Here is a 25,332-nt window from a genome sequence, read left to right on the forward strand (position 1 = left end):
CCTTCCGACTCTACCGGTTACCAACGCGCCCATCGGTTCCACGGATCCGTCAGGGCAACAGGCGTTGCAGGGTGCGCACCGCCGTCCTGACCACCCGACTATCAAAGAGCTTCGGGGAAAAATAGGCTCCTGCCGCGCGTTTCGACAGTTCGTTGAGCGTGGGATAGGGCAGCACCAGACCGGCCACCGTCGAGAGCTTCGCGCCCGAGGCCAGCGCCATGGCCCAGAGGCCGATCATCTCGCCCGCATGAGGGGCGGCGATCGAGACCCCCACCGGCCGGCCGCGCGCCACCATGAGCTTCACGAGCCCCTCCGTCGCGGCTTCCGCCTGCGCCCGGTCGCTGCCCGCAACCGGCACGCGCAGCACCTCCAGCCGGTCGCCGTGGATCTCGCGCGCCTGCGCCTCGGTCAGGCCGATCTGCGCCAGTTCCGGCTCCGTATAGGTGACATGCGGAATGAGCGCCGTGGCCTTCGAGGGCAGCCCGAACAGGATCGAGCGGATCACGACCGAGGCGTGATAGCCCGCAAGGTGGGTGAACTGCAGCCCGCCCGCCGCATCGCCCACCGCATAGATCCGCCGGTTCGAGGAGCGCAGATCGGGCCCGACCTTCACGCCCTTCCCGGTCACCTCCACCCCCGCGGCCGCCGGATCGAGCGCGTCCAGCGCGGGCTTCCGGCCCGCGGCCACCAGAAGATGCGAGCCCGCGATGCGCCGGTCTCCGGCCGTCACCTCGAGGCCCTGGCCCAGAGGCTGCACCGCCTCGGCCCGGACGCCCTCGACGATCTCCACCCCTTCGGCCCGCAGCCGGTCGAGCAGGACGGCCGCCAGTTCGGGATCGTCCTTGGGCAGCGCCTTTTCCCCCGCGATCACCGTCACGCGAGAGCCCAGACGCCGGTGCGCCTGCGCCATCTCGATGCCCACCGGCCCGCCGCCGATCACGATCAGATGCTCCGGCCGTTCGCGAAGCGCGAAAATCGTCTCGTTCGTCAGGGCCTTGACCCGGTCGAGCCCCGGGATCGGCGGCACGAGGGGCCGCGAGCCGGTGGCGATCACGAAGCGGCGCGCCACCACCGTCCGCGCGCCCACGCGCAACTCGGTGGGCGAGACGAAGCGGCCCCAGTCGCGCAGGACGCGCACGCCCAGCCCCTCGAACCGCTCCTGACTGTCGTGCGGAGCGATGGAAGCGATGGTGCGGGCCACATGGTCCTTGACCGCCGCGAAGTCGATCTCGGGCTCGACCGGGCGGATCCCGAAGGCCCCGGCCGTCCGCATCGCCTGCGCGGCCTTGCCCGCGGCGAGCAGTGCCTTCGAGGGCACGCAGCCCGCGTTCAGGCAGTCGCCGCCCATCTCGCCCGCCTCGACCAGCACCACCCGCGCGCCCATCTGCACCGCCCCGGCCGCGACCGACAGCCCGCCCGAGCCCGCGCCGATCACGCAGAGATCCGTCTCGATCCGCTCCATTCACCGCCCCTTCCGTGCGAGTTTCAGGACGATAGGCAGCGCCGAGAGCGCGGCAAGGCCGAGAAGCGGCCCGAGCACCTGCGGCGTGAAGATGATGCCCAGATCCGGCGCTTCTCCGCGCGCGAGCACGGCGCCGAGGCCGGTGCCGACCGAGGTATAGACGAGCGCACCGGGCAGGATGCCCAGCACCGTGGTCACGGCGAAGCGGTGGAGCGGGACGTTCAGGAAGGCCGGCAGCAGGTTCGCCACGAAGAAGGGCACGACGGGCACCAGCCGCATGAGAAACAGCACCGACCATTCGCTCTCGCGGATCCCGGCCTGAAGGCGTGCGACCGCCCCGCCCTGCGCCTCGATCCGCTGCGAGAGCCGGGCGCCGAAGCCCGCCCGCGCCGCGAGGAACAGGAGCACCGCCCCCACCGACGCGGCCGCGACATTGTAGAGCGCCCCCGGAAAGAGCCCGAAGAGAAAGCCCCCCGTCAGGGTGCAGAGAAGCGAGCCCGGCAGGCTGAAGGTGACGACGGCCACATAGGCCGCCAGAAAGGCCAGCACGGAGGCGCCGTAATGGGCATCGCGGAAGGCCAGAAGCGCCTCGCGGTGCTGCGCCAGCGCCTCGAAGGACAGCCGGTCGTGCAGCAGCACCGCCCCTCCCGCGGCCACGAGGAGAATCACGAGGATCGGCAGGCGGCGGAGAAGGTCGGCGGATCGGCGCGTCTGCAAGGGCGGCTCCATGCGGGGTCGCGGTGAAGATGGGGGCTTGCCCGCGCGACGGCCAGTGTCACAGCGCCGGAGGCCGGGATTTTCTTGAACCGGACGAATTGACTTGGCTCCGCGTCGCCACTATGAGGCGGGCTTCAAAGGAACGTGGCCTGCGAATCCGCGGGGGTTCCGGCTGCATACCTAGGAGATCCGCGATGAAGCGCACTTTTCAACCGTCGAACCTGGTCCGCGCGCGTCGCCACGGCTTCCGCGCGCGCATGGCCACCAAGGGCGGCCGCCTCGTGCTGAACGCCCGCCGCGCCAAGGGCCGCAAGAAGCTCTCGGCCTGAGCGACCGCAAGGGCCCAGTGACATGACGCCGCCGGAGGCCGGAGGGACAGGCAGCGATGCCGCGCCCGCCGGATCTCCGGCGGCGTCGCCACATCCCGCCCCCGAGATCCTGAGGAAGCGCGCCGACTTCCTGCGCGCGGCCCAGGCGCGCCGGCAGGGCACGCCCGGCTTCCTTCTGCAGGCCCGCCGCCGCGAGGCGGAAGGCGGCATCCGGGTGGGTTTCACCTGCTCGAAGAAGGTGGGCAACGCCGTCCTCCGCAACCGCGCCAAGCGGCGGCTCAGGGCGATTGCACGCGAGGTGCTGACGCTGCAGGGCCATGCCGGCTGGGATTATGTCCTCGTCGGCCGCCCCGGCGCCACGGTCGAGCGCCCCTATGCCGCGCTCCTCGCCGATCTCGAGCGCGCGATCCGCCAGATCCACGGCGAGCGGGGATGAGCCCGCTGGCGCAGGTCCTGGCCCTGCCGGTGCGGGCCTACCGCCTGCTCCTCAGTCCCTGGGTCGGCCATGGCTGCCGTTACCAGCCCACCTGCTCGGTCTATGCGCTCGACGCGCTGGAACGGCACGGGGCGCTGAAGGGCGGCTGGCTGGCCGCCCGCCGCATTCTGAGCTGTCATCCCTGGGGCGGATCGGGCTACGATCCCGTGCCGGGCGCCGATCCCGAGCACGACCGGCGCCCCCGCGGCTGAGCGCCCCCATCCCGCCGGAGACCCGCATGTTCGACGATCAGGACGAGATCCATCCGCTGCTCGCCGGCGCCCCGCAGACGACCGAGTTCCGCAAGCTGCGCAAGCGGATCGTGCGCGAGGTGCGCGAGGCCATCGAGACCTACGGCATGATCGAGCGCGGGGCGCGCTGGCTCGTCTGCCTCTCGGGCGGCAAGGACAGCTACACCCTGCTTGCGGTGCTCCACGAGCTGAAATGGCGCGGCCTCCTGCCGGTGGATCTGCTGGCCTGCAACCTCGATCAGGGTCAACCGGGCTTTCCCGCCACGGTCCTGCCCGAGTTCCTGAGCCGGATGGGGGTCCCGCACCGGATCGAATATCAGGACACCTATTCCATCGTCATGGACAAGATCCCGCAGGGGCGCACCTATTGCGCGCTCTGCTCGCGGCTCCGGCGCGGCAACCTCTACCGGATCGCGCGCGAGGAAGGCTGCTCGGCCGTGGTGCTGGGCCACCACCGCGACGACATCCTCGAGACCTTCTTCATGAACCTCTTCCACGGCGGCAGGCTGGCCACCATGCCGCCCAAGCTCGTGAACGAGGACGGCGATCTGTTCGTCTACCGCCCGCTGGCCTTCGTGGCCGAGGCCGATTGCGAGAAATTCGCCCGCGACATGGCCTATCCGATCATTCCCTGCGACCTCTGCGGCTCGCAGGAGGGCCTGCAACGCCAGCAGGTCAAGCAGATCCTCGACGGCTGGGAGGCGCGGAGCCCCGGCCGGCGACAGGTGATGTTCCGCGCCCTGATGAATGCCCGCCCTTCGCACCTGCTCGACCCCGGCCTGTTCGACTTCCTGGGTCTTGCCACCGGCTCGCGCGCGGCAGAGGAGAGACAGGACGAGCCGCCGCAACTTCGGGGCGAAACTTAACCTTCTACTGAGATTCCTTTCGTAAGGTGTGCAGTCGGGGCCATGCCCGCCACCACGAAAGGGGTCGCAATGCAGCTCTCGGGCCGATCATCCTCCGGTTTCGGACGCGCGGGACAGCTGCTGCGCCGGCCCGAGGTCCTGGCCTTCCTGCCCGCCTTGTCGCTGCTCGCCTACTGGCTCGGGGGCGAGCGGTCCCTCGTCTGGATGGCGCTGGGCCTGCCGCTCTTCTATGCGACGATGGGCGCCTTCCGCCCGGCCGCGCCGTCCGTTCCGCCCGACGGGTTGGCGCTGCGCCCGCAGGTGATCGCGGCGCTCGACCGGGTGCTTCAGGACCGCGAAAGCACGGGACGGACAACGGCCTGCCTCGTGCTGCAGTTCGACGGGATGGACAAGCTTCTCGACCGGCACGGGCGCGCCGCGCAGTCGGAGGTGCTGGCCCGCTGCTGTGACCGGCTCTGCAGCGCCCTGCGCGAAGGCGACACGGTGGCTCGGCTGGAAGGCGGCGGCCTCGCCGTGGCCCTGCATCCGGTGCGCAGGCTCGACCTTCAGTCGGTGGTGCTGCTGGCGGGCCGTCTGCAGACCGCGATCGCGGCCCCGATCAGCGTGGAAGGCACGCGAATCTATGTGACCTGCTCGATCGGCTTCTGCCTGGCAGAGCGCACGCCCGCGCCCACGGGGCGGGCGCTGCTCGATGCGGCGCAGGTGGCGGCAGACGAGGCCAGCCGGAACGGCCCCGGCTCCGTGCGCGCCTATGCCCTCGGCATGAGCCGCAACCGGGCCGACAGGGACGCCTATCGGGGGCTTCTGGAGACCGCGCTCGACACGGGCCAGTTCGCGGGCTGGTTCCAGCCGCAGATCCGCACGCAGGACGGCGCCGTCGGCGGGTTCGAGGTCCTCTCGCGCTGGCAGCATCCCGAGCGCGGGCTGCTCCTCCCGCAGGATTTCCTGCCCGCCATCGAGCGGGCGGGCCTCTCCGAGCGGCTGGGCGAGGTCATGCTCTTCCAGGCGCTCACCGCCCTGCGCCACTGGGACCGCGCCGGTCTCTGCGTCCCCAGCGTCGCGGTGAACTTCTCGGCCACCGATCTGCGCAACCCGCGCCTCGTCGACAGGCTGAAATGGGAGCTCGACCGATTCGAACTGACGCCCGCGCGCCTCTCGGTCGAGATCCTCGAGACGGTGGTCGCCGAGGGCGCGAGCGACGTCGTCGTTCACAACATCGCGGGCCTCTCCTCCTTCGGCTGCGGGGTCGATCTCGACGACTTCGGCACCGGCCACGCCTCGATCACCACGATCCGCCGCTTCGCCCTCCGGCGGCTGAAGATCGACCGCAGCTTCGTGACGCGGGCCGATTCCGACCCGGCCCAGCGGACGATGCTGGCCGCGATCATTTCCATGGCGCGGCAACTCGGGCTCGAGACACTGGCCGAAGGCGTGGAAACACCGGGAGAACTGGCCACACTCACCGCACTCGGCTGCGGCTACCTGCAGGGCTATGCCATCGCCCGCCCGATGGCGCTTTCGGACGCCACCGCCTGGCTCGCGGACCGGCAGGCGCGCACGCCCCCTGCCGCCCGGTGCGCGACGCCCGGTTCCTGACGCCCGGGCCGCGCGGCGACCCCCGGTCGCTCGCGGGGAAAAGCGCTTGACCTTTGCCCCCCCCTTCTGTTGAACGGCCGCACCCCTGAACAGGAACCGCGTGTCTTTCATGGACGATCAGAACAAGAACCTCATCCTGGCGACCGGACTCAGCTTCCTCGTGATCATGGTCTGGTTCTTCCTGTTCCCGCCCCCGGAGGCGGTGACGGAAGGCGAGCCCACGGTCGCGACGCAGCAAACCGCCGTGGCCCCCTCGGCCACCCCGGATGCTCCGACGACCGCCGTGCCGCCGGACGCGGACCTGCCCGAGACCCGGCGTGTCGCCATCGACACGCCGCGGCTGCAGGGGTCGATCTCCATGCTGGGCGGGCGGCTCGACGACCTGTCGCTCAAGTCCTATCACGAGACGCTGGATCCGCAGTCGCAGATCGTCCGCCTGCTCTCGCCCGTGGGCCAGCCCAACGCCTATTACGCCCTCTACGGCTGGACCCCCGCCGGGGCGCTCGGCTACGAGGACGTGCCCGGCGCCAACACGACCTGGACCCAGGTCGGCAGCGGCGCGCTCGGCGTGGGCCAGCCTGTGACGCTGCAGTGGGACAACGGGAAGGGTCTCGTCTTCACGCGGACGATCTCGGTCGATGACCATTACATGTTCAGCGTGGCGCAGTCGGTCGAGAACAACTCCGGCCAGGCCGTCCAGCTCGCGCCTTACGGCATCGTCGCCCGTCACGGCAAACCCCTGAACCTGCAGAACTTCTTCGTTCTTCACGAGGGGGTCGTCGGCCGCGCCGACGGCAAGCTCACCGAAACGAAATACGACAAGGTGGCCGAGCTGCCGCAGGTCGCGCGCGAAGGCGCGCAGGCCGAGGTGATCGACGCGCAGCAGGACGGCTGGATCGGCTTCACCGACAAATACTGGATGACGACGCTGATCCCGCAGCAGGGCCAGCCCTTCACCAGCGTCACGAAATACGTCCCCGGCGCCGACATCTACCAGGCCGAGACGCGCGAACAGCTCGTCACGGTCGCGCCCGGCGCCACGGCCGAAGTGAGCTCGCGCCTCTTCGCCGGCGCGAAGGAATGGGAGACGATCCGGGCCTACCAGAACGAAGGCGCGATAGAGCCCACCGAGGGGGCCGAGCCGATCCCGGGCTTCATCGACTCGATCGACTGGGGCTGGTTCTTCTTCCTGACCAAGCCGATCTTCACGGTGCTGCACTGGCTCAACCACATGATCGGCAACATGGGCCTTGCCATCATCGCGCTGACCTTCCTGCTCAAGGCGCTGGTGCTGCCGCTGGCCTACAAGTCCTACGTCTCGATGGCCCGCATGAAGGAGCTGCAGCCCGAGCTCGAGGCGCTGCGCGAGCGCGCCGGCGACGACAAGATGCTCATGCAGCGCGAGATGATGCGGCTCTACAAGGAAAAGCAGGTGAACCCGGCCGCGGGCTGCCTGCCGATCCTGATCCAGATCCCGATCTTCTTCTCGCTCTACAAGGTGATCTTCGTCACGATCGAGCTGCGCCATGCCCCCTTCTTCGGCTGGCTGAAGGACCTGTCGGCGCCCGATCCGTCCTCGATCTTCAACTTCTTCGGCCTCGCCCCCTGGGCCGCGCCGACCCCCGGCTCGACGATGGCGCTGATCTTCATCGGCATCCTGCCGATCCTGCTCGGCGTCTCGATGTGGCTGCAGCAGAAGCTGAACCCGGCTCCCGCGGACAAGGCGCAGGCGATGATCTTCGCCTGGATGCCCTGGGTCTTCATGTTCATGCTCGGCCACTTCGCCTCGGGCCTGGTGCTCTACTGGATCGTGAACAACCTGATCACCTTCACCCAGCAGTATGTCATCATGCGCAGCCACGGCCATCACCCGGACATCTTCGGCAACATCAGGGCGAGCTTCAGCCGCAAGCCCGCGGCGCAGCCCGCCGGCAAGGCCGCGAACGACAGTGCGGCGCCGGCGAAGAAGCGGAAACCATGACGGCGCGGCTCCGCCACATCTGCCGTCACCCGATCAAGGCCCACGGACGCGAGGAACTCGCGTCCGTTCTGCTTTCGCCGGGGGCCTGCCTGCCGTGGGATCGCCACTGGGCCGTCGCGCATGAGGGGGCGCGCCTCGACGGCGGCTGGGCGCCCTGCCAGAATTTCACCCGCGGCGCCAAGGCGCCGGGGCTGATGGCGATCACGGCCGCGCTCGACGAGGCCACGGCCTGCGTCCGGCTTTCGCACCCGGATCTGCCCCCCCTCGCCTTCCGCCCCGACGATCCGGCCGAGGCGGCACGCTTCCTCGACTGGGTGGCACCCCTCATGCCCGAGGGCCGCGCACGGCCCGCCCGCATCGTCTCGGCCGGCCGCGGCATGACCGACAGCGCCTTCCCCTCGGTCGCGATCCTCTCGCTGTCGAGCCTGACCGACCTGTCGGAACGAATGGGCCGGCCGCTCTCGATCCACCGCTGGCGCGGGAACCTCTGGATCGAGGGCTGGGAGCCCTGGGCCGAATTCGACCTGATCGGGCGCGAGATCCGCGTGGGCCCCACGCTTCTGCGCGTCGAGGAGCGGATCACCCGCTGCCGCGCCACCATGGCCGATCCCGAGACCGGCGTGGTCGATGCCGACACGCTCGGCGCGCTCGAGACCCATTATGGCCACCGCGACTTCGGCATTTATGCGACCGTCCTCGAGGGCGGCCCCCTGACCATCGGCGACGAGGTGAGACCGTGACATCCCTGCCCTTCCCCCTCACCCCCGAGCCCGACGAGGCGAGCCGCGAGGCCGGCCGGCTGCTCTTCGCCGGCCCCTGCGACTTCGTGAAGGGCGTGACCACGATGGAGGCGCTGCCGCCCGCCGACCGGATCGAGGTCTGTTTCGCCGGCCGTTCGAACGTGGGCAAGTCGAGCCTCATCAACGCGCTGACCGGCCGCAAGGCTCTGGCGCGGGCCTCGAACACGCCGGGCCGGACGCAGGAGATCAACTATTTCGCGCTCGGCCCCAGCCGCTATCTCGTCGACCTGCCGGGCTACGGCTATGCCGAGGCGCCGAAGCCGATCGTCGAACGCTGGCAACGGCTGCTGAAAGGTTATCTCGCCGGCCGCCAGACGCTGCGGCGCGCCTTCGTGCTGATCGACACCCGGCACGGGGTGAAATCGGTGGATGAGGAGATCCTGACCCTGCTCGACCGCTCGGCCGTGACCTTCCAGGTGGTGATGACCAAGGCCGACAAGGTGAGCCAGGCCGAGCGCGAGGCGGTGCTGGATCAGGTGCGGGGCGCCCTCAAGAAGCACCCGGCCGCCTACCCCGAACTCGTGATGACGAGCTCGGAGAAGGGGATGGGGATCGAGACGCTGCGGACGATCGTGGCCACGCTCGGCTGATGCTCAGACGTGCTGGGCGCCGTTGACCTCGATCTCGGCGCCCGAGATGTAGCTCGACTGGTCCGAGCAAAGGAACCAGATCGCATCCGCGACCTCGCTCGGCTGGCCGAGCCGCTGCAGCGGCAGCTTCTCGACGATCTTGTCGGTGCCGGGCGAGAGGATCGCGGTCTCGACCTCGCCCGGCGCAATGGCATTGACCCGCACGCCGAGCGGCCCGAAATCATGCGCCATCTCGCGCGTGAGCGCGGCCAGCGCCGCCTTCGAGGTGGCATAGGCCGCCCCCGCGAACGGATGCACCCGGCTGCCCGCGATCGAGGTCACGTTGACGATCGAGCCCTTGCCGGCTGTCAACTCTTCCTGCAGGCCGCGGGCCAGAACGACACAGGCGAAGAAGTTGACGTGGAACACCTGCCCCCAGGTGCGCAGGTCCGTGGTGATCGTGCTCAGCCGCTCGCCCTTCGGCCCCTTCGGCGACACGCCCGCATTGTTCACGAGCGCATGGAGCCGGCCGTCGATCTTGCCCTTGATCGCCTCGATGGCCCGGATGGTCATGTCGGGATTGGCGAGATCGACTTGGATATGGTTCTCCTCGCCGCCGGGCCAGGGGCAGCGCGGATCGAACGGCTGGCGCGAGCAGGTCAGCACCCGCCAGCCCTCGCGCGAGAACCTCTTCACCGTTGCGTGGCCGATGCCGCGGCTGGCGCCGGTCAGCACCATCGTCTTCTGTTCGCCCATGATCGCCGTTCCCCTTTTCGGCGAAGCTACGCGAGCGGGGCGCATTTGCAAGGCACCGCCGCTTGGCAGGCCCCTGCAAAGGCGCTACCAGAGGCGCGACCCCGACAACCGCCCGCAGATGAGGCCGCCGTCATGACGCGAGATCCGATCGCCACCGCCCGCACCCTGTCGGAGGCCCTGCCCTATCTTCAGCGCTATGCGGGCGCCGTGGTGGTGGTGAAATTCGGCGGCAACGCCATGGGCGACGAGGCCGCCATGGCCGAATTCGCGCGCGACATCGTGCTGATGCGGCAGGTGGGCGTGAACCCGGTCGTGGTGCACGGCGGCGGCCCCATGATCAACGAGCTTCTGGGTAAGCTCGGCATCAAGTCCGAATTCGTGCGCGGCAAGCGCGTGACCGACAAGGCCACCGTCGAGGTGGTCGAGATGGTGCTCTCGGGCCTCGTGAACAAGCGGATCGTGCAGGCGATCAACGATCAGGGCGGCCGTGCGGTGGGCATCTCGGGCAAGGACGACGACCTGATGGTCTGCGTGGCCGACGACCCGGATCTCGGCTTCGTGGGCAAGCCCGTCGAGATGAACGTGCAGGTGCTGCGCGATCTCTACAATGCGGGCATCATCCCCGTCGTGGCGCCGGTCGCGACCGGCATGGCCGACAACGAGACCTTCAACGTGAACGGCGACACGGCCGCGGGCGCCATCGCGGGCGCCCTTCAGGCCGACCGCCTGCTCCTGCTGACCGATGTGGCCGGCGTGAAGGATGCCAGCGGCGAGGTCCTGAGCCAGCTCACCCCGAGCCAGGTGCGCGAGATGGTGGCCTCCGGCACGATCTCGGGCGGCATGATTCCCAAGACCGAGACGGCGCTCGCCGCCCTCGACGAGGGCGTGCGCGCGGTGGTGATCCTCGACGGCCGCACCCCCAACGCCTGCCTGATCGAGATCTTCACCGACGAGGGCGCGGGCACCATCATCCGCTCGACCGAGCCCCGGGTGAAGCCGCGCGTGCGGCGCTGATGCTCGAGCGGATCGCGGAGCGGGCGGCGGCCGAGCGGCTCACGATCCTCGGCGGATGTGCGACCGACCCCGGCGACGGGCTGCCCGAGGGCACGCAGAGCCTCCTCCTCCTCGGTCCGCGCGAGCCGGGCTTCTGGCCGCACCTCACCGCCCAGCCCGAATGGCAGGACGGACGCCCGGACCCGGTCGACCGCTGGTCCGAGCGGGTGATCACGCGCCTCGCCCACGAGATCGGCGCCCTGCCGGTCTTTCCCTTCGGCGGCCCGCCCTGGTGGCCCTTCTACGGCTGGGCCCTGCGCACGGGCCGCGCCTTCGCCTCGCCGGTGCGGCTGATCGTCCATGACGAGGCCGGGCTCTTCTTCTCCTGCCGCGGGGCGCTCGCGCTTCGCGAACGGCTGGAGCCGCCCCAGGGGGTCTCGCCCTGCTCCGATTGCGCCAGCCGGCCCTGCCTCACGGCCTGTCCGGCGGGGGCGCTCGGCGCCGGGGGCTATGACGTCCCGGCCTGCCATGCCTTCCTCGAGCGCCCCGAAGGCACCCCCTGCCTCGACCGCGGCTGCGCGGTTCGCCGCGCTTGCCCCCGCTCGCAGGGCCATGCAAGGATGGAGATCCAATCCGCCTACCACATGAGGCAGTTCCACCGATGACCAAGCGCCTGATCCTGATCCGCCATGCGAAGTCGGCCTGGGACGATCCGCTGCTCCCGGACCACGACCGTCCGCTCAATCCCCGCGGCGAGGGCGCGGCCCGCGACCTCGGCCAGTGGCTCGCCTCGCGCGGCTATGTGCCGGGCGAAGTGCTCTGCTCCGACGCGCTGCGCACCCGCGCGACCTGGGAGGGCATCGCCCCCTTCCTCCCCGACGCGCCGGAGCCCACGCTGAAGCCCGCGCTCTACCATGCCGGCGCCGACGTGATGCTGGCCGTCCTGCGCCATGCCACCGCCGACACGGTCTGCCTGCTCGGCCACAACCCGGGCATCGCCGAATTCGCCCATCGGCTGGTCAAGCATCCGCCGCTCAGCCCCGACTTCCAGAAATATCCGACCGGCGCGACGCTGGTCGCCGATTTCGGCGACATCGACTGGGCGGATGCGGGCTATGGCATGGCCGAGCCTGCAGACTTCATCGTGCCGCGCGAACTGGTGACCTGAGCCGCAACCGGCCCCTTCATTCTGGCGGAAATATCCTCGGGGGAGCCGCCCCTCCGGGGCGGCCGGGGGCAGACAGCCCCCGCCTACCAGCGCCCGAGCGCGGCCTCGTCCGCGTCCCTGGCCGCCACCCAATCGGCGCCTTGGGCCGTGACTTCCTTCTTCCAGAAGGGCGCCCGCGACTTCAGGTAATCCATCAGGAACTCGGCCGCGGCGAAGGCCTCGGCCCGGTGAACCGCGGCGGTCGCCACCATCATGATGGGCTCCGCGGGCCGAAGCCGGCCGTGCCGGTGGATCGCCAGCGCATCGATCAGGTGCCAGCGCTGCCGAGCCTCCTCGGCGATGGCCGCGATGGCGCGTTCGGTCATGCCCGGATAATGTTCGATCTCCATGGCGGTCAGCGCACCCGACAGGTCGCGCACCAGCCCGGTGAAGGTCACGATGGCCCCCGCCCCTGCGGCGCCGTCCGCGAAGGCCTGCGCCTCGGCGCCGAAGTCGAAGGGCGCGGCCTGAACCAGGACACGCATCTCAGCCCCCGGTCATCGGCGGGAAGAAGGCCACCTCGCGCACCCCCGCGAGCGGGGCATCGAACTCGGCCAGCTCCTGATCGAGAGCGACCCGCAGGCTCGAGAGATCGGCGAAGGCCAGCGCATAGCGCTCCTCGCGCGCCCGGAGCTCCTCCACCAGCTCCGCCACGGTGGCGGCCCCGGTCTCCACCCGCTCGCGCGGCAGCCCGATCCGCTCGCGGACCCAGGCGAAATAGAGCAGATCGATCATTTCTCGTCCTTCAGGTAGGGAAGCGCCTTCCTGAAATAGTCCCAGCCGGTGATGAAGGTAAGGGCGGCCGCGATCCAGATCAGCGCGAGCCCGAGCCAGGTCGCGTAGGACGAGCAGCCGTGCATCCCGCAGCTGCGGATCGGATCGGCCTCGCCGGCACTGACCGCCCGGGCATATTGCTCCCAGGTCATGCCCTGCCGCGCGATCCCTTCGAGATGCTCGAGCCCGGTGCCGAGGAACAGGATGGCGATCGCCACCATCTGCGCCGTCGTCTTCCACTTGGCGAGCTTCGTGACTTTCAGGAGACTCGCCTTGGCGCCGAGGAATTCGCGCAGACCCGAGACGAAGACCTCGCGGAAGAGGATCATCGTCACCGGAAGGATGAGCCAGGGGTTCATGCCGGAATAGCCGGTGATGATGACGAGCGCGATCACCACCATCGCCTTGTCGGCGATGGGATCGAGCATGGCGCCGAACTTCGATTCCTGCTTCCACAGCCGGGCGAGATAGCCGTCGAAGAAGTCCGTCACCGCCGCCAGGATGAAGAGCGTGAGCGCGAACCAGTCGGCCCAGGGCCTATGGAAATAGAGGAACATCACCGCCACGCCGGGCGCGGCCAGCAGGCGCAGAACGGTGAGAATATTCGGGATCGACCAGTTCATGCCGCAGGTCTAGCCATTCGCTGCCGCCGGGGGAAGAGGGTTGGAGAGCGGCGCCCCGCCTCAGGGGCCGCGAACCGGCCTCAGCTCCCGTGAAAAAAGTCGTGGATGGACTGCGCCATCGTCTCCGAGATGCCCTCGACCGCGCAGAGATCGGGCACGCCCGCCCGGGCCACCGCCTTGGCCGAGCCGAAATGCGCCAGCAGCGCGCGCTTGCGCGCGGCCCCCACGCCCGGGATCTCGTCGAGCGGCGTGGCGCTGACGGCCTTGGCGCGCTTCGCCCGGTGGGCGCCGATGGCCCAGCGGTGGGCCTCGTCGCGCAGGCGCTGCACGAAATAGAGCACCGGATCGTTCATGCGCAGCGCGAAGGGCGGCTCGCCGGGGCGGTGGAATTCCTCCTTGCCCGCGTCGCGGTCGATGCCCTTGGCCACGCCGATGAAGGGCACGTCATCCACCCCCAGCTCCTGCAGGATCTCCTGCACGGCCGAGACCTGCCCCGCGCCGCCGTCGATCAGCAGCAGGTCCGGCCAGGCGTCGGTCTTGCGCTCGGGATCCTCCTTCAGCAGGCGCTCGAAGCGGCGGGTCAGCACCTCCTTCATCATGCCGAAGTCGTCGCCCTGCGCCCCTGCCGCGCCGCGGATGTTGAACTTGCGATACTGGCTTTTCAGGAAGCCCTCGGGTCCGGCCACGATCATGCCGCCCACCGCATTGGTGCCCTGGATGTGCGAGTTGTCGTAGACCTCGATCCGCTTCGGGGCCGCGTCGAGCTCGAAGGCCTCGGCAAGCCCCGCGAGCAGCCTGTTCTGCGTGGCGCTCTCGGCCATGCGGCGGGCAAGGCTTTCGCGCGCGTTGCGCGCCGCATTCTCGACCAGCTCGGCCTTCTCGCCCCGCTGCGGCACCCCGAGCGTCACCTTGCGCCCCGCCCTCTCGGACAGGAGCTGCCCCACGAGGTCGGGATTGTCCACCGGATGCGAGAGCAGGATCATCCGCGGCGGCTCCTTGTCGTCGTAGAACTGCGCGAGGAAGGCCTCGAGGATCTCCGGCTCCTCCGCTCCGGCGCCGGTGCGCGGGTAGAAGTCGCGGTTGCCCCAGCTCTGGTTCGCCCGGATGAAGAAGACCTGCACGCAGGCCTGACCGCCCTCCAGATGGACGGCGATCACGTCGGCCTCGGCCACACCCCTCGGGTTGATCCCTTGCGAGGATTGCACCTGCGTCAGCGCCTTGATCCGGTCGCGAAGCGCCGCCGCGCGCTCGAATTCCATGGCCTCCGAGGCCGCCTGCATCTGCTCGGCGAGGTTCGCCTGCACCTTCGTCGTCCGCCCCTGCAGGAAACGTTCGGCATCGCCGATCAGCGCGGCATAATCCTCGGCCGGCACCCGGCCCACGCAGGGCGCCGAGCAGCGCTTGATCTGGAAGAGCAGGCAGGGCCGCGTGCGGCTTTCGAAGGTGGCATCCGAGCAGGTGCGCAGAAGGAAGACCCGCTGAAGCTGGTTCAGCGTCCGGTTCACGGCGCCCGCACTGGCGAAGGGGCCGAAGTAGCTGCCCTTCTCGGACTTCCTGCCCCGGTGCTTCTTGAGCATCGGGAACGGGTGGTCCTTGGCGATCAGGATGTTCGGGAAGCTCTTGTCGTCGCGCAGAAGCACGTTGTAGCGCGGCTTGAGCTGCTTGATGAGGTTCTGTTCGAGCAGGAGCGCCTCGGTCTCCGTTCTCGTTGTGAGAAACATCATCGAGGCGGTCTCGCGGATCATCCGGGCGATGCGGCCGGAATGGCCCGAGGGGCGTGCATAGTTCGACACCCTCGCCCTGAGGTTGCGCGCCTTGCCCACATAGAGCACCTGGCTCTGGGCATCGAGCATCCGGTAGACGCCCGGCGAGCCGTCGAGCGTCCTCAGGTAGCCCTGGATCACCGCATGTCCGGTCGGCACATCGCGGCCTTCCGTCTCGTTATCCTGCACGTCCGACTCCGTCTTCCTCGCGCTTTGGCGATTCCCCCTCTCGCTGCAACGATAACGGGGGGTCTACAAGAGGAAACCTGTCCACCGTTTCTGTGGATAAGTCTGAGGGAAAGCTTGGAGCAGCGCCGATTTTCCCTTGTTCCATGGCAGCTTCCCTCATTTGCGCAAAAATTAAGCTACTTTTTAAGACGCTGAATAGACGTGAAAATTTCCTGCGCGTTACCGCAATGTCATGAAAGGTTTGGGAATTTCATGTCTTTGAGCCACCTCTTTGCGGACAGTGGACAACTCCGCGTGAGGCCCTAGAAGCCGAAGCCCCGCGGGCCCTCGGCGCCCAGATGCTGGCCTCCGTCCACGCAGATCATCTGCCCGGTCACCGCCGGCGCATCGAGGAGAAATCCAAGCGCCGCAGTGATGTCGGACGGATTGGCGCCGCGTCCGAGAACCGTTCCGGCGCGCTCGTCCGCAAAGTCCTCGGGCGACTGGTGCGCCCCCTGCAGGGTGGGCCCCGGGCCGATGCCGTTGACGCGCACGCGCGGCCCCAGCTCCTGCGCGGCAAGGCGCGTCAGGGTCCAGAGGCCGACTTTTGCGAGCGTATAGGTTGCGAAATCCGGCGTCGGATGCAGCACCCGCTGATCGATCATGTTGACGACGAGCGCCTGCGCCACCGGCTCATCCTGAGCATCCCGCACCGGCGCGGGCGCCTGGGCCGCAAAGGTCTGGATCAGGACGAACGGCGCCCGGAGGTTCGATTCCATATGCCGGTCCCAGCTCTCGCGGGTGGCCCCCGAAATCGTGTCCCTTTCGAAGATCGAGGCGTTGTTCACGAGCAGATCGAGCGGTCCGCCCAGAGCCTCGGCCGCCCGCGCCACGAGGGCCTGCGTCTCCGCCTCGACCAGAAGATCGGCCCGGAGGGCCACGGCGCGGCGTCCAAGCGCCGCGATCTCCCGCGCCACCGCCTCGGCTTCCCCGGCCGAGCCGGCGTAATGCACCGCCACATCCGCGCCGCGCCGCCCGAGCCAGAGAGCCATCTCGCGCCCGAGCCGCCGGCCGGCTCCCGTGACCAGCGCCCGCATCAGACCTTGCCCTTCCGGCAGGGGCACGGCTCCTTGCCGACGATGAACCGTCCGCAATGGCCGCAGAGCGTCGGCGGCGGCACCTCGGCGCGGCGCCGCGGAAGGCGCGGCGTCCGGAACCGCCCGATCATCGCGATGGCCGCCATGCCGAGCAGGAAGAGCGTGATGATCTTGAGGAGCATCAGAGACCGTAGCGCGCCCAGAGGGCACGGTTCTCGACCTCGGCCAGCGCCTGCCCCGCGAGGCTCATGCCCAGCCGCTGCAACAGCGGCCGGCGCTGGCCGTAGGGCAGGAGCCGCACCTTGTCGCCGTAGATCTCCTGCAGCTTGGGCACCAGATGGGCCACGCCGTCGGCGAGCCCCAGACGCACCGCCTCCTGCCCGGTCCAGACGTCCGCGTTGAAGAGATCGGCGTTCAGGTCGAGGCGCGCGCCGCGGTTGCGCTTCACATGTTCGATGAAGGCGCGATGGATGGGCTCCTGCAGGGCCCTCAGCCGCTCCACATCCTCGGGCTTCTCGGGCAGGAACGGATCGGCCAAGGATTTCGAACGTCCCGCCGTATGGACGCGCCGCTCGATCCCGTTGCGGGCCATGAATTCGTGGAAGCCGAAGCTCGAGAAGATGACCCCGATCGAGCCCACGAGCGAGCTTTCGTCCACCCAGATCTCGTCGCCCGCGCAGGCGAGCCAGTAGCCGCCCGAGGCCGCCACATCCTCGACGAAGGCATGGACGCGCACGCCCTTTTCGGAGGCGAGGCGACGGATGCGGGCGGCGATGAGGCTCGACTGCACCGGCGAGCCGCCGGGCGAGTTGATGACGAGCGCCACGCCGGCGGGTTTCCCGCGCCGGAAGGCCTTCTCGATCACCGAAGCGAGGCCCTGATCCGACAGGCCTCCGCGCGGCCCGGAGGCGATCACACCCTGAAGCCGGATCACCGGAACAACCGGGTCCTTCCTGATGAACGGGATATACTGTTTCATGTGCCCGATGTAGGCCGAGGCCGGGTGCCGAACAAGAAGAGAGGGGGCCGCGCCGGGGAAATCTTGCCATGGTTCAGCAGGGTCTCTCGAGGAGGCGGGCTGCGCGAGGCGGACCCGCCGCCAACGCCGGGCTGCCGTGCTCGGGACTGGGACCGGCGGGCAGGCACGAGCTGCTGGATCGTGCCCTTGGGCACCGGCTCGGGGGGAGGGTCCGGCAGCGAAAGGCGCCGGCTCCGGGCGGTCCCGGCAGCGAGGGACGCCGGGGCGGAGGCTCGGGAACGGCAGGCCCCGCCCAGGGGGCGAACGGGAGAGGAAGGCCGCGCGGTGATCGACAAGCTGGAGATGTTCATAGCGCTCGCGCGCGAGCGGCACTTCGGACGCGCGGCCGAGGCCTGCGGGGTGGCGCAGCCCACGCTGTCCTCGGCGATCCGCCAGCTCGAGGACCAGCTCGGCGTGCAGCTCGTCTTCCGCGGCTCGCGCTTTCAGGGTCTGACGCCGGAAGGCGCGCGCGTGCTCGACTGGGCGCGGCGGATCGTGGGGGATGCGCGCGCGCTCCGCGACGAGATGCGTTCGGCCCGCTCGGGCCTCTCGGGCAACCTGACGCTCGGGGTCATCCCGACGGCGGTGCCCATGGTGGCCGACCTCACCGCGCCGTTCCTCGAGCGCCATCCGGCCGTGCATATCCGCATCCTGTCGCGCACCTCGATCGAGATCCTCTCCGGCATCGAGAGCCTCGAGTTCGACGCGGGCATCACCTATCTCGACAACGAGCCGCTGGGGCGGGTGACGCAGGTGCCGCTTTATGCCGAAAGCTACCGGCTGGTCTGTGCCCCGGCCTTCGCGCTGCCCGAGACCGGGAGCCTCGGATGGGATGAGGTCGCGCGCCTGCCGCTCTGCCTCCTCACCGCCGACATGCAGAACCGACGGATCGTGAACCAGCATCTCGCGGGCACCGGCGCGCCGGCCTCGCCTTCCGTCGAGTCGAACTCGACCCTCACGCTCTTCGCCCATGTGATGACCGGCCGCTGGGCCAGCGTCCTGCCGAAGAAGCTCGCCGATCTCTTCGCAGGGACCGGCCGGCTGCGCGCCATCCCCATCGTCGGGCCCGAAGTGTCGCATCAGGTGGGGTTGATCGCCGCCTACCGCGAGCCGCACACCCCGATCCTCACCGCCCTGATCGAGGTGGCGCGACGGCTGGAGGAGCCGGCAGGCTGAGCCAATCGATAGGCATTCCCTATCGATCCACGGTTTGTTGATATTGATATACCTATCGGGGTGCGTATTTTTGTCGCTCATCCAGGGAGGGAGGGGCCGCATGCGTCTGGACGAAGCGGAGGTTCACGCGCGCGTCGATGACATTCTCGACGCGCACGAGGGGTTGGAGGGGCCGCTCCTGCCGATCCTTCATGCCGTGCAGGATGCCTTCGGCCACGTTCCGCTCGACTCGCTGCCCCGGATCGCCGCGCGGCTGAACCTCTCGCGCGCGGAAGTGCACGGGGTGATGAGCTTCTATCACGATTTCCGCACCCGGCCGCACGGGCGACATGTCCTGAAGCTCTGCCGGGCCGAGGCCTGTCAGGCGATGGGCGGCGACCGGCTGGCCGAGGCGACGCAGGCGCGGCTCGGGATCGGCTGGCACCAGACGACGGCCGACGGCGGCGTGACGCTGGAGCCCGTCTTCTGCCTCGGCCTCTGCGCCTGTGCGCCTGCCGCGCTGGTCGATGGGCGCGTGGTGGGCCGGGTGGACGAGGCCCGGCTCGAGCGGATCCTCGAAGAGGTGCGCGCATGAAGATCTACGTTCCCCGCGACGCGGCGGCCAAGGCGCTCGGCGCCGACGAGGTGGCTGCCGCCATCGAAGCCGAAGCCGCGCGGCGCGGCCTGCCGCTGACGCTCGTGCGCAACGGCTCGCGCGGGATGGTCTGGCTGGAACCGCTGGTCGAGCTTCAGACCGAGGCCGGCCGCGTGGCCTTCGGCCCGGTCACGGCCGCCGATGTGCCGGGCCTGTTCGAGGCGGACTGGAAGCGGCATCCGCTGGCGCTGGGTCTGACGGAAGAGCTGCCGTGGCTCATGATGCAGACGCGCCTGACCTTCGCCCGCTGCGGGATCACCGATCCGCTCTGCCTCGAGGACTATGAGGCGCATGGCGGGTTCGAGGGGCTCCACCGCGCCATCGCCATGAGCCGCGCCGAGATCCTGCAGGAGGTGATCGACTCGGGCCTGCGTGGGCGGGGCGGCGCGGGCTTTCCCACCGGCATCAAGTGGAAAACCGTTTCCGAGGCGGAGGCCTCGCAGAAATACATCGTCTGCAACGCGGACGAAGGCGACAGCGGCACCTTCGCCGACCGGATGATCATGGAGGGCGACCCCTTCACCCTGATCGAGGGCATGACCATCGCCGGCCTCGCGACCGGGGCCACGCGCGGCTATGTCTACATGCGTTCGGAATATCCCGACGCGGTCGAGGTGATGGTCGAGGCCGTGCGCATTGCCCGCGCCCACGGGCTGCTCGGGCCGTCGGTCATGGGCTCGGGCCGCGCCTTCGACATGGAGATCCGCGTCGGCGCCGGGGCCTATGTCTGCGGCGAGGAGACCTCGCTTCTGAACTCGCTCGAGGGCAAGCGCGGCGTGGTGCGGGCAAAGCCGCCGCTGCCCGCGCTCGAGGGCTTCCTCGGCAAGCCCACGGTCGTCAACAACGTGATCTCGCTCGCCTCGATCCCGGTGATCTTCCAGAAGGGCGCGGCCTACTACCGCGACTTCGGCCTCGGCCGCTCGCGCGGCACCATCCCCCTGCAGATCGCGGGCAATGTGAAGCGCGGCGGCCTGTTCGAGATCGCCTTCGGCATGAGCCTCAGCCAGATCGTCGATGACATCGCGGGCGGCACGGCCTCGGGGCGGCCGGTCAAGGCGGTGCAGGTGGGCGGGCCGCTCGGCGCCTACTTCCCGCGCGCCCTGTTCGACACGCCCTTCTGCTACGAGGAATTCGCCGGGGCCGAAGGCCTCGTGGGCCATGCGGGCATCGTCGTCTTCGACGACACGGCCGACATGCTGAAGCAGGCGCGCTTCGCGATGGAGTTCTGTGCCATCGAGAGCTGCGGGAAATGCACCCCCTGCCGCATCGGCGCGGTGCGCGGCATGGAGACGGTCGACCGCATCGCCCGCGGCGACACGGCCGCGATCCCGCTGCTCACGGATCTGTGCGCCACGATGAAATCGGGATCGCTTTGCGCTCTGGGCGGTTTCACCCCCTACCCGGTGATGAGCGCCCTCACCCACTTCCCGGACGATTTCGCCCCGATGAAGGAGGCAGCAGAATGAAGGACTTCATCCTTCCCGACGACCGCGACTTCGGCACGCCCCGCTCGCGCGCGACCGAGACGGTGACGCTCGAGATCGACGGCTTCCCGGTGACCGTGCCTGCGGGCACGTCGGTAATGCGCGCCGCGGCCGAAGCGGGCATTTCGGTGCCGAAGCTCTGCGCGAGCGACAATCTCGACGCCTTCGGCTCCTGCCGGCTCTGCCTCGTCGAGATCGAGGGCCGTGCGGGCACGCCCGCCTCCTGCACCACGCCGGTGACGCCCGGCATGAAGGTGCGGACCCAGACGCCGAAGCTGAAGCAGCTGCGCCGCGGGGTGATGGAGCTCTATATCTCGGATCACCCGCTCGACTGCCTGACCTGCGCCGCCAACGGCGATTGCGAATTGCAGGACATGGCGGGCGCGGTGGGCCTGCGCGATGTGCGCTACGAAGCCGTGGAAAATCATTTCACGCCCCGCAATGCAGGCGGCGACCTCAATCCGCAATGGATGGCCAAAGACGAGTCGAACCCCTATTTCACCTACGACCCGTCGAAATGCATCGTCTGCTCGCGCTGCGTGCGGGCCTGCGAGGAGGTGCAGGGCACCTTCGCGCTGACCATCGAGGGCCGCGGCTTCGACAGCCGCGTCTCGGCCGGCATGGCGAGCGACAGTTTCCTCACCTCCGACTGCGTGAGCTGCGGCGCCTGCGTGCAGGCCTGCCCGACCGCCACGCTGCAGGAGAAGTCGATCATCGAGATCGGCACGCCCGAGCGTGCCGTCGTGACCACCTGCGCCTATTGCGGCGTCGGCTGCTCGTTCAAGGCCGAGATGCGCGGCGACGAGCTGGTGCGGATGGTCCCCTACAAGGGCGGCAAGGCCAACCGCGGCCATTCCTGCGTCAAGGGGCGCTTCGCCTACGGCTATGCGGCCCACAAGGACCGGATCCTGAAGCCCATGGTGCGCGAATCGATCCACGATCCCTGGCAGGAGGTGACCTGGGACGAGGCCCTGGGCTTCGCCGCGCGCCGCCTGAAGGCGATCCAGGAGAAGCACGGCCGCCAGTCCGTCGGCGTCATCACCTCGTCGCGCTGCACGAACGAGGAGACCTACCTCGTCCAGAAGCTGACCCGCGCCGTCTTCCGCAACAACAACACCGACACCTGCGCCCGTGTCTGCCACTCGCCCACCGGCTACGGCCTCGGCCAGACCTTCGGCACCTCGGCCGGCACGCAGGATTTCGACTCGGTCGAGGCTGCGGACGTGGTGATGGTGATCGGCGCAAATCCGACCGACGGCCATCCGGTCTTCGCGAGCCGCCTGAAGAAGCGGCTGCGCAAGGGGGCGAAACTGATCGTGGTCGACCCGCGGCGGATCGATCTGGTGAAGAGCCCCCATATCGCGGCGGCCCACCATCTGGCGCTCAGGCCCGGCACCAACGTGGCCGTGGTGACGGCCATGGCCCATGTGATCGTGACCGAGGGGCTGGTGGATGAAAAATTCGTCCGCGAGCGCTGCGACTGGGACGAATTCCAGGATTTCGCCGAATTCGCCGCCGATCCGCGTCACGCGCCCGAGGCCATCGAGAGCCTGACCGGCGTGCCCGCGGCCGAGCTGCGCGCGGCGGCCCGCCTCTATGCCACCGGCGGGAATGCCGCGATCTACTACGGGCTGGGCGTGACCGAGCACAGCCAGGGCTCGACCACCGTCATCGGCATCGCCAACCTCGCCATGCTCACCGGCAACATCGGCCGGCCCGGCGTGGGCGTGAACCCGCTGCGGGGCCAGAACAATGTGCAGGGCTCCTGCGACATGGGCTCGTTCCCGCACGAGCTGCCGGGCTACCGGCATGTGAAGAGCGATGCGGCGCGCGAGGTGTTCGAGCGTCTCTGGGGCGTCGAGATCGACCCCGAGCCGGGCCTGCGCATCCCCAACATGCTCGATGCGGCAGTCGAGGGCACCTTCAAGGGCCTCTACTGCCAGGGCGAGGACATCCTGCAATCGGATCCCGACACGCGTCATGTCGCGGCGGGCCTTGCGGCGATGGAATGCGTGATCGTCCACGACCTCTTCCTGAACGAGACCGCCAACTATGCCCATGTCTTCCTTCCGGGCTCCTCCTTCCTCGAGAAGGACGGCACCTTCACCAACGCCGAGCGGCGCATCAACCGCGTGCGCAAGGTCATGGCGCCGAAAAACGGCTTCGCCGACTGGGAAGTGACGCAGATGCTGGCCAACGCGCTGGGCGCGGGCTGGGGCTACACGCATCCGAGCCAGATCATGGACGAGATCGCGGCCACCACCCCTTCCTTCGCCGGCGTCTCCTACGAGCGGCTGGAAGAGGCGGGCTCGATCCAGTGGCCCTGCAACGAGGAGCATCCGCTGGGCACGCCGCTCATGCATGTCGAGGGCTTCGTCCGCGGCCGCGGAAAACTCATCCGCACGGAATATGTGGCGACCGACGAGAAGACCGGCCCGCGCTTCCCGCTGCTGCTCACCACCGGGCGGATCCTCTCGCAATATAACGTGGGCGCCCAGACGCGGCGGACGGCGAACAGCGTCTGGCATCCCGAGGACGTGCTCGAGATCCATCCGCACGATGCCGAGGTGCGCGGCGTGGCCGAGGGCGACTGGGTGCGCCTGGCCTCGCGGGCGGGCGAGACGACGCTCCGGGCGCGGCTGACGGATCGCGTCTCGCCGGGCGTGGTCTACACGACCTTCCACCATCCCACGACGCAGGCCAACGTCATCACCACCGACTTCTCGGACTGGGCGACGAACTGCCCGGAATACAAGGTGACGGCGGTGCAGGTTGCGCCCTCGAACGGGCCGTCGGACTGGCAGGAGGATTACCGCGCCCAGGCGGAACTCGCGCGGCGCATCCTGCCGGCGGCCGAATGAAGGAGACCCGGCATCTCCTGCCGCGTCTCGCCCTCTCGCCGGGGCGAGCCGAACAGGGCGCGCGCTGCCTGCCCGAAGAGGTGGCGGTGGCGCTCAGCTTCAACGGCACGACGCAGGCGGTCATGATGGCAAGCCCCTCGGATCTCGAGGATTTTGCCACGGGCTTCGCGCTGACCGAGGGGTTCGCGCGCCCGGAGGACATCGAGAGCCTGACGCCCGTCGAGACCCCGCGCGGCATCGACCTGCAGATCTGGCTTCGCCCCGAGGCCGAGGCCCGGCTGGCTGCGCGCAGGCGGCGGATGGCGGGCCCGGTGGGCTGCGGCCTCTGCGGCATCGACAGTCTCGAGGAGGCGCTGCGCCCCCCGCCTCCGGTCGAGGGCGGACTGCGCCTTGCCGCAGGCGACTGCCTCGCGGCCGTCGCCGGTCTGACCGACCATCAGCCGCTGCACGATGCGACGCGCGCCGTCCATGCGGCCGGGTTCTGGATGCCCGGACAGGGCCTCGTGACCGTGCGCGAGGATGTGGGCCGGCACAATGCGCTCGACAAGCTCGCAGGCGCGCTGCTGCGCCAAGGCGTGGCTGCGGATCGCGGCGCCGTGGTGCTGACCTCGCGGGTCTCCATCGACATGGTGCAGAAATGCACGCGCCTCGGCGCTCCGATCCTGATCGCGGTCTCCGCCCCCACCGCTCATGCGGTGCGGATGGCCGACGAGGCCGGGCTCACGCTGGTGGGGCTGGCCCGCGGCGAGCGGTGCGAGGTCTTCACCCATCCCCACCGCATCACCCCAGACGAGGCCGCGCATGTCGCCTGACAAGCTGATCTACATGGCGAATCAGATTGCCACCTTCTTCGAGTCGAAGCCCCATGCCGAGGGCGTGGCGGGCACGGCTGCCCACATCAACGACTTCTGGGAACCTCGGATGCGCCGTCAGCTGCTGGCGGCGATCGAGGAGGGGCGCCCCGGCCTGCGCCCCCTCGTGCTCGATGCGGCGCAGGAGATCCGGCGTCCTGCGGACGCCTGACCCTTTCGGCCGGAGAGGGCACTCAGGGCGCCGACCGTTCCTTGGCGGAGCTGAACTCCTGCCGGGTCAGGTTGGGGCGGATCGTGGCGAAGGCCAGGAAGACGACGGCGCCGACGCTTCCTCCCAGCATGTGCATCAGGATGGCGGCGGGGATCGAGTAGCCCTGCCAAAGCCCCCAGACCGCGAGCGACAGCCCTGCGAGGATGCTGGAAAAGATAAGTCCGAATGCCATGTTTGCCTCCCTGAGGTGATAATTGTCACCTTGAGAGCGGAAGATGGACAGCGATTCGCGCAGAAAGACGAAGGCTTTGCGGCGCAAAGGTGGCACTTCGGACGCGCGCCCTCCTCCTTCTGATCGGGGACCGCCACGCTTCGGCCGGACGGAGGGCTAGGCAGGGCTGCGCGGCGCGCCTATGCAGGACGCATTGCTTTCGCCGGTTTTCAGCACATGCGCCTTGGCTATCTGGTCAATACCTATCCACGCGCGTCCTACAGCTTCATCCGCCGCGAGATCCGTGCGCTGGAGCGCGCGGGCCACTGCATCCACCGTTTCGCGATCCGCAGCGAGAGGCCCTCGCTGGCCGAGGCCGCCGATCTCGACGAGGATCGCGCAACCGAGCATCTGCTGGAGGTGCCTCCCCTGCGGCTCGCCCTCTCGGCGCTCGGCTGGATGCTGCGCCGCCCCCGGAGGGCCTGGCGCGGCGGCCGG

The 25,332-nt window shown here is 69.3% G+C and carries 28 protein-coding genes and 1 pseudogene; 18 read left to right on the plus strand and 11 right to left on the minus strand.

Going from position 1 to position 25,332, the window contains the following annotated elements; genetic code table 11:
* Nucleotides 1–49 precede the first annotated feature (49 nt).
* Entirely contained in the window at nucleotides 50–1,462 is a 1,413-nt protein-coding gene (locus A9O63_RS18705; RefSeq protein WP_069333260.1) for a dihydrolipoyl dehydrogenase family protein, read from the minus strand.
* Nucleotides 1,463–2,191, minus strand: coding sequence for a TVP38/TMEM64 family protein (locus A9O63_RS18710; protein WP_069333261.1), 729 nt, complete (start codon nucleotides 2,189–2,191; stop codon nucleotides 1,463–1,465). It lies immediately after the preceding gene.
* Nucleotides 2,192–2,373: 182 nt separating this feature from the next.
* On the opposite strand from A9O63_RS18710, the gene rpmH reads away from it, so the two are divergent.
* The 8 genes from rpmH (at nucleotide 2,374) to yihA (ending at nucleotide 9,067) form a co-directional block, all read left to right on the plus strand.
* Complete coding sequence (rpmH, locus tag A9O63_RS18715) at nucleotides 2,374–2,508, plus strand: 50S ribosomal protein L34 (RefSeq protein WP_002721419.1); 135 nt, start codon at nucleotides 2,374–2,376, stop codon at nucleotides 2,506–2,508.
* Between the two features lie 22 nt (nucleotides 2,509–2,530).
* Nucleotides 2,531–2,944: a ribonuclease P protein component gene (gene rnpA, locus A9O63_RS18720; RefSeq protein WP_069333262.1), complete on the plus strand. Its 414-nt coding sequence runs from the start codon at nucleotides 2,531–2,533 to the stop codon at nucleotides 2,942–2,944.
* Entirely contained in the window at nucleotides 2,941–3,195 is a 255-nt protein-coding gene (yidD, locus tag A9O63_RS18725) for a membrane protein insertion efficiency factor YidD (protein WP_002721423.1), read from the plus strand. Before rnpA ends, yidD begins: the two co-directional genes overlap by 4 nt.
* Before the next feature lie 26 nt (nucleotides 3,196–3,221).
* A complete protein-coding gene (gene ttcA, locus A9O63_RS18730; RefSeq protein WP_069333263.1) occupies nucleotides 3,222–4,100 on the plus strand; it encodes a tRNA 2-thiocytidine(32) synthetase TtcA in 879 nt (292 codons plus the stop codon).
* Between the two features lie 69 nt (nucleotides 4,101–4,169).
* The gene (locus A9O63_RS18735; RefSeq protein ID WP_069333264.1) at nucleotides 4,170–5,696 is read left to right on the plus strand and encodes a putative bifunctional diguanylate cyclase/phosphodiesterase; all 1,527 of its coding nucleotides are present in this window, start codon (nucleotides 4,170–4,172) and stop codon (nucleotides 5,694–5,696) included.
* Between the two features lie 109 nt (nucleotides 5,697–5,805).
* Nucleotides 5,806–7,677, plus strand: coding sequence for a membrane protein insertase YidC (yidC, locus tag A9O63_RS18740; RefSeq protein WP_069333265.1), 1,872 nt, complete (start codon nucleotides 5,806–5,808; stop codon nucleotides 7,675–7,677).
* The gene (locus tag A9O63_RS18745) at nucleotides 7,674–8,417 is read left to right on the plus strand and encodes an MOSC domain-containing protein (protein WP_069333266.1); all 744 of its coding nucleotides are present in this window, start codon (nucleotides 7,674–7,676) and stop codon (nucleotides 8,415–8,417) included. The genes yidC and A9O63_RS18745 overlap by 4 nt, the downstream gene beginning before the upstream one ends.
* Nucleotides 8,414–9,067: a ribosome biogenesis GTP-binding protein YihA/YsxC gene (gene yihA / locus A9O63_RS18750; protein WP_069333267.1), complete on the plus strand. Its 654-nt coding sequence runs from the start codon at nucleotides 8,414–8,416 to the stop codon at nucleotides 9,065–9,067. The genes A9O63_RS18745 and yihA overlap by 4 nt, the downstream gene beginning before the upstream one ends.
* A gap of 3 nt (nucleotides 9,068–9,070) precedes the next feature.
* On the opposite strand, the gene A9O63_RS18755 is transcribed toward yihA, so the two are convergent.
* Nucleotides 9,071–9,802, minus strand: a complete 732-nt coding sequence (locus A9O63_RS18755; protein ID WP_069333268.1) for an SDR family NAD(P)-dependent oxidoreductase — start codon at nucleotides 9,800–9,802, stop codon at nucleotides 9,071–9,073.
* Between the two features lie 132 nt (nucleotides 9,803–9,934).
* Between A9O63_RS18755 and argB the strand changes: the two genes are divergently transcribed.
* From argB to A9O63_RS18770, 3 genes are read left to right on the plus strand one after another with little or no spacing between them, the layout of a single operon-like run.
* Nucleotides 9,935–10,816, plus strand: coding sequence for an acetylglutamate kinase (argB, locus tag A9O63_RS18760; protein ID WP_002721433.1), 882 nt, complete (start codon nucleotides 9,935–9,937; stop codon nucleotides 10,814–10,816).
* A complete protein-coding gene (locus A9O63_RS18765) occupies nucleotides 10,816–11,460 on the plus strand; it encodes a ferredoxin (RefSeq protein WP_069333269.1) in 645 nt (214 codons plus the stop codon). The genes argB and A9O63_RS18765 overlap by 1 nt, the downstream gene beginning before the upstream one ends.
* Nucleotides 11,457–11,963 (plus strand): SixA phosphatase family protein, encoded by a 507-nt coding sequence (locus A9O63_RS18770; RefSeq protein WP_069333270.1) that lies wholly within the window; start codon nucleotides 11,457–11,459, stop codon nucleotides 11,961–11,963. Before A9O63_RS18765 ends, A9O63_RS18770 begins: the two co-directional genes overlap by 4 nt.
* 83 nt (nucleotides 11,964–12,046) lie before the next feature.
* Here the strand turns inward: A9O63_RS18770 and A9O63_RS18775 are convergent, their stop codons facing one another.
* The 7 genes from A9O63_RS18775 to A9O63_RS18805 form a co-directional block, all read right to left on the minus strand.
* Nucleotides 12,047–12,487 carry a molybdenum cofactor biosynthesis protein MoaE gene (locus A9O63_RS18775; RefSeq protein WP_069333271.1) on the minus strand — a complete coding sequence of 147 codons (441 nt, stop codon included), beginning with the start codon at nucleotides 12,485–12,487 and terminating at the stop codon, nucleotides 12,047–12,049.
* Nucleotide 12,488: 1 nt separating this feature from the next.
* A complete protein-coding gene (gene moaD, locus A9O63_RS18780; RefSeq protein WP_069333272.1) occupies nucleotides 12,489–12,737 on the minus strand; it encodes a molybdopterin converting factor subunit 1 in 249 nt (82 codons plus the stop codon).
* Complete coding sequence (gene pgsA, locus A9O63_RS18785; protein ID WP_069333273.1) at nucleotides 12,734–13,399, minus strand: CDP-diacylglycerol--glycerol-3-phosphate 3-phosphatidyltransferase; 666 nt, start codon at nucleotides 13,397–13,399, stop codon at nucleotides 12,734–12,736. The genes moaD and pgsA overlap by 4 nt, the downstream gene beginning before the upstream one ends.
* Nucleotides 13,400–13,479: 80 nt before the next feature.
* The gene (uvrC, locus tag A9O63_RS18790; protein ID WP_069333274.1) at nucleotides 13,480–15,351 is read right to left on the minus strand and encodes an excinuclease ABC subunit UvrC; all 1,872 of its coding nucleotides are present in this window, start codon (nucleotides 15,349–15,351) and stop codon (nucleotides 13,480–13,482) included.
* Nucleotides 15,352–15,653: 302 nt separating this feature from the next.
* Complete coding sequence (locus A9O63_RS18795) at nucleotides 15,654–16,427, minus strand: SDR family oxidoreductase (protein WP_069333275.1); 774 nt, start codon at nucleotides 16,425–16,427, stop codon at nucleotides 15,654–15,656.
* Nucleotides 16,427–16,609, minus strand: a complete 183-nt coding sequence (locus A9O63_RS18800; RefSeq protein ID WP_069333276.1) for a hypothetical protein — start codon at nucleotides 16,607–16,609, stop codon at nucleotides 16,427–16,429. Before A9O63_RS18800 ends, A9O63_RS18795 begins: the two co-directional genes overlap by 1 nt.
* Nucleotides 16,609–17,406: a S49 family peptidase gene (locus A9O63_RS18805; protein WP_069333277.1), complete on the minus strand. Its 798-nt coding sequence runs from the start codon at nucleotides 17,404–17,406 to the stop codon at nucleotides 16,609–16,611. Before A9O63_RS18805 ends, A9O63_RS18800 begins: the two co-directional genes overlap by 1 nt.
* 324 nt (nucleotides 17,407–17,730) lie before the next feature.
* On the opposite strand from A9O63_RS18805, the gene A9O63_RS18810 reads away from it, so the two are divergent.
* The 6 genes from A9O63_RS18810 (at nucleotide 17,731) to A9O63_RS18835 (ending at nucleotide 24,623) form a co-directional block, all read left to right on the plus strand.
* A complete protein-coding gene (locus A9O63_RS18810) occupies nucleotides 17,731–18,621 on the plus strand; it encodes a LysR family transcriptional regulator (protein WP_069333278.1) in 891 nt (296 codons plus the stop codon).
* A 100-nt stretch (nucleotides 18,622–18,721) separates the two neighbouring features.
* The gene (locus A9O63_RS18815) at nucleotides 18,722–19,195 is read left to right on the plus strand and encodes a formate dehydrogenase subunit gamma (protein ID WP_069333279.1); all 474 of its coding nucleotides are present in this window, start codon (nucleotides 18,722–18,724) and stop codon (nucleotides 19,193–19,195) included.
* Nucleotides 19,192–20,721, plus strand: coding sequence for a formate dehydrogenase beta subunit (locus A9O63_RS18820; protein WP_069333280.1), 1,530 nt, complete (start codon nucleotides 19,192–19,194; stop codon nucleotides 20,719–20,721). Before A9O63_RS18815 ends, A9O63_RS18820 begins: the two co-directional genes overlap by 4 nt.
* On the plus strand, nucleotides 20,718–23,600 hold the full coding sequence (fdhF, locus tag A9O63_RS18825) for a formate dehydrogenase subunit alpha (RefSeq protein WP_069333281.1): 2,883 nt from the start codon (nucleotides 20,718–20,720) through the stop codon (nucleotides 23,598–23,600). The genes A9O63_RS18820 and fdhF overlap by 4 nt, the downstream gene beginning before the upstream one ends.
* The gene (gene fdhD, locus A9O63_RS18830) at nucleotides 23,597–24,412 is read left to right on the plus strand and encodes a formate dehydrogenase accessory sulfurtransferase FdhD (RefSeq protein WP_069333282.1); all 816 of its coding nucleotides are present in this window, start codon (nucleotides 23,597–23,599) and stop codon (nucleotides 24,410–24,412) included. Before fdhF ends, fdhD begins: the two co-directional genes overlap by 4 nt.
* On the plus strand, nucleotides 24,402–24,623 hold the full coding sequence (locus A9O63_RS18835; protein ID WP_069333283.1) for a formate dehydrogenase subunit delta: 222 nt from the start codon (nucleotides 24,402–24,404) through the stop codon (nucleotides 24,621–24,623). The genes fdhD and A9O63_RS18835 overlap by 11 nt, the downstream gene beginning before the upstream one ends.
* Nucleotides 24,624–24,645: 22 nt before the next feature.
* On the opposite strand, the gene A9O63_RS18840 is transcribed toward A9O63_RS18835, so the two are convergent.
* Nucleotides 24,646–24,855 (minus strand): hypothetical protein, encoded by a 210-nt coding sequence (locus tag A9O63_RS18840; RefSeq protein WP_069333285.1) that lies wholly within the window; start codon nucleotides 24,853–24,855, stop codon nucleotides 24,646–24,648.
* Nucleotides 24,856–25,071: 216 nt separating this feature from the next.
* Here A9O63_RS18840 and A9O63_RS18845 point away from each other — a divergent pair.
* A pseudogene (locus A9O63_RS18845) lies at nucleotides 25,072–25,332 on the plus strand (colanic acid biosynthesis glycosyltransferase WcaL); the annotation flags it as partial.

This window comes from Cereibacter johrii (genome assembly GCF_001720585.1).
Classification (GTDB): domain Bacteria; phylum Pseudomonadota; class Alphaproteobacteria; order Rhodobacterales; family Rhodobacteraceae; genus Cereibacter_A; species Cereibacter_A johrii.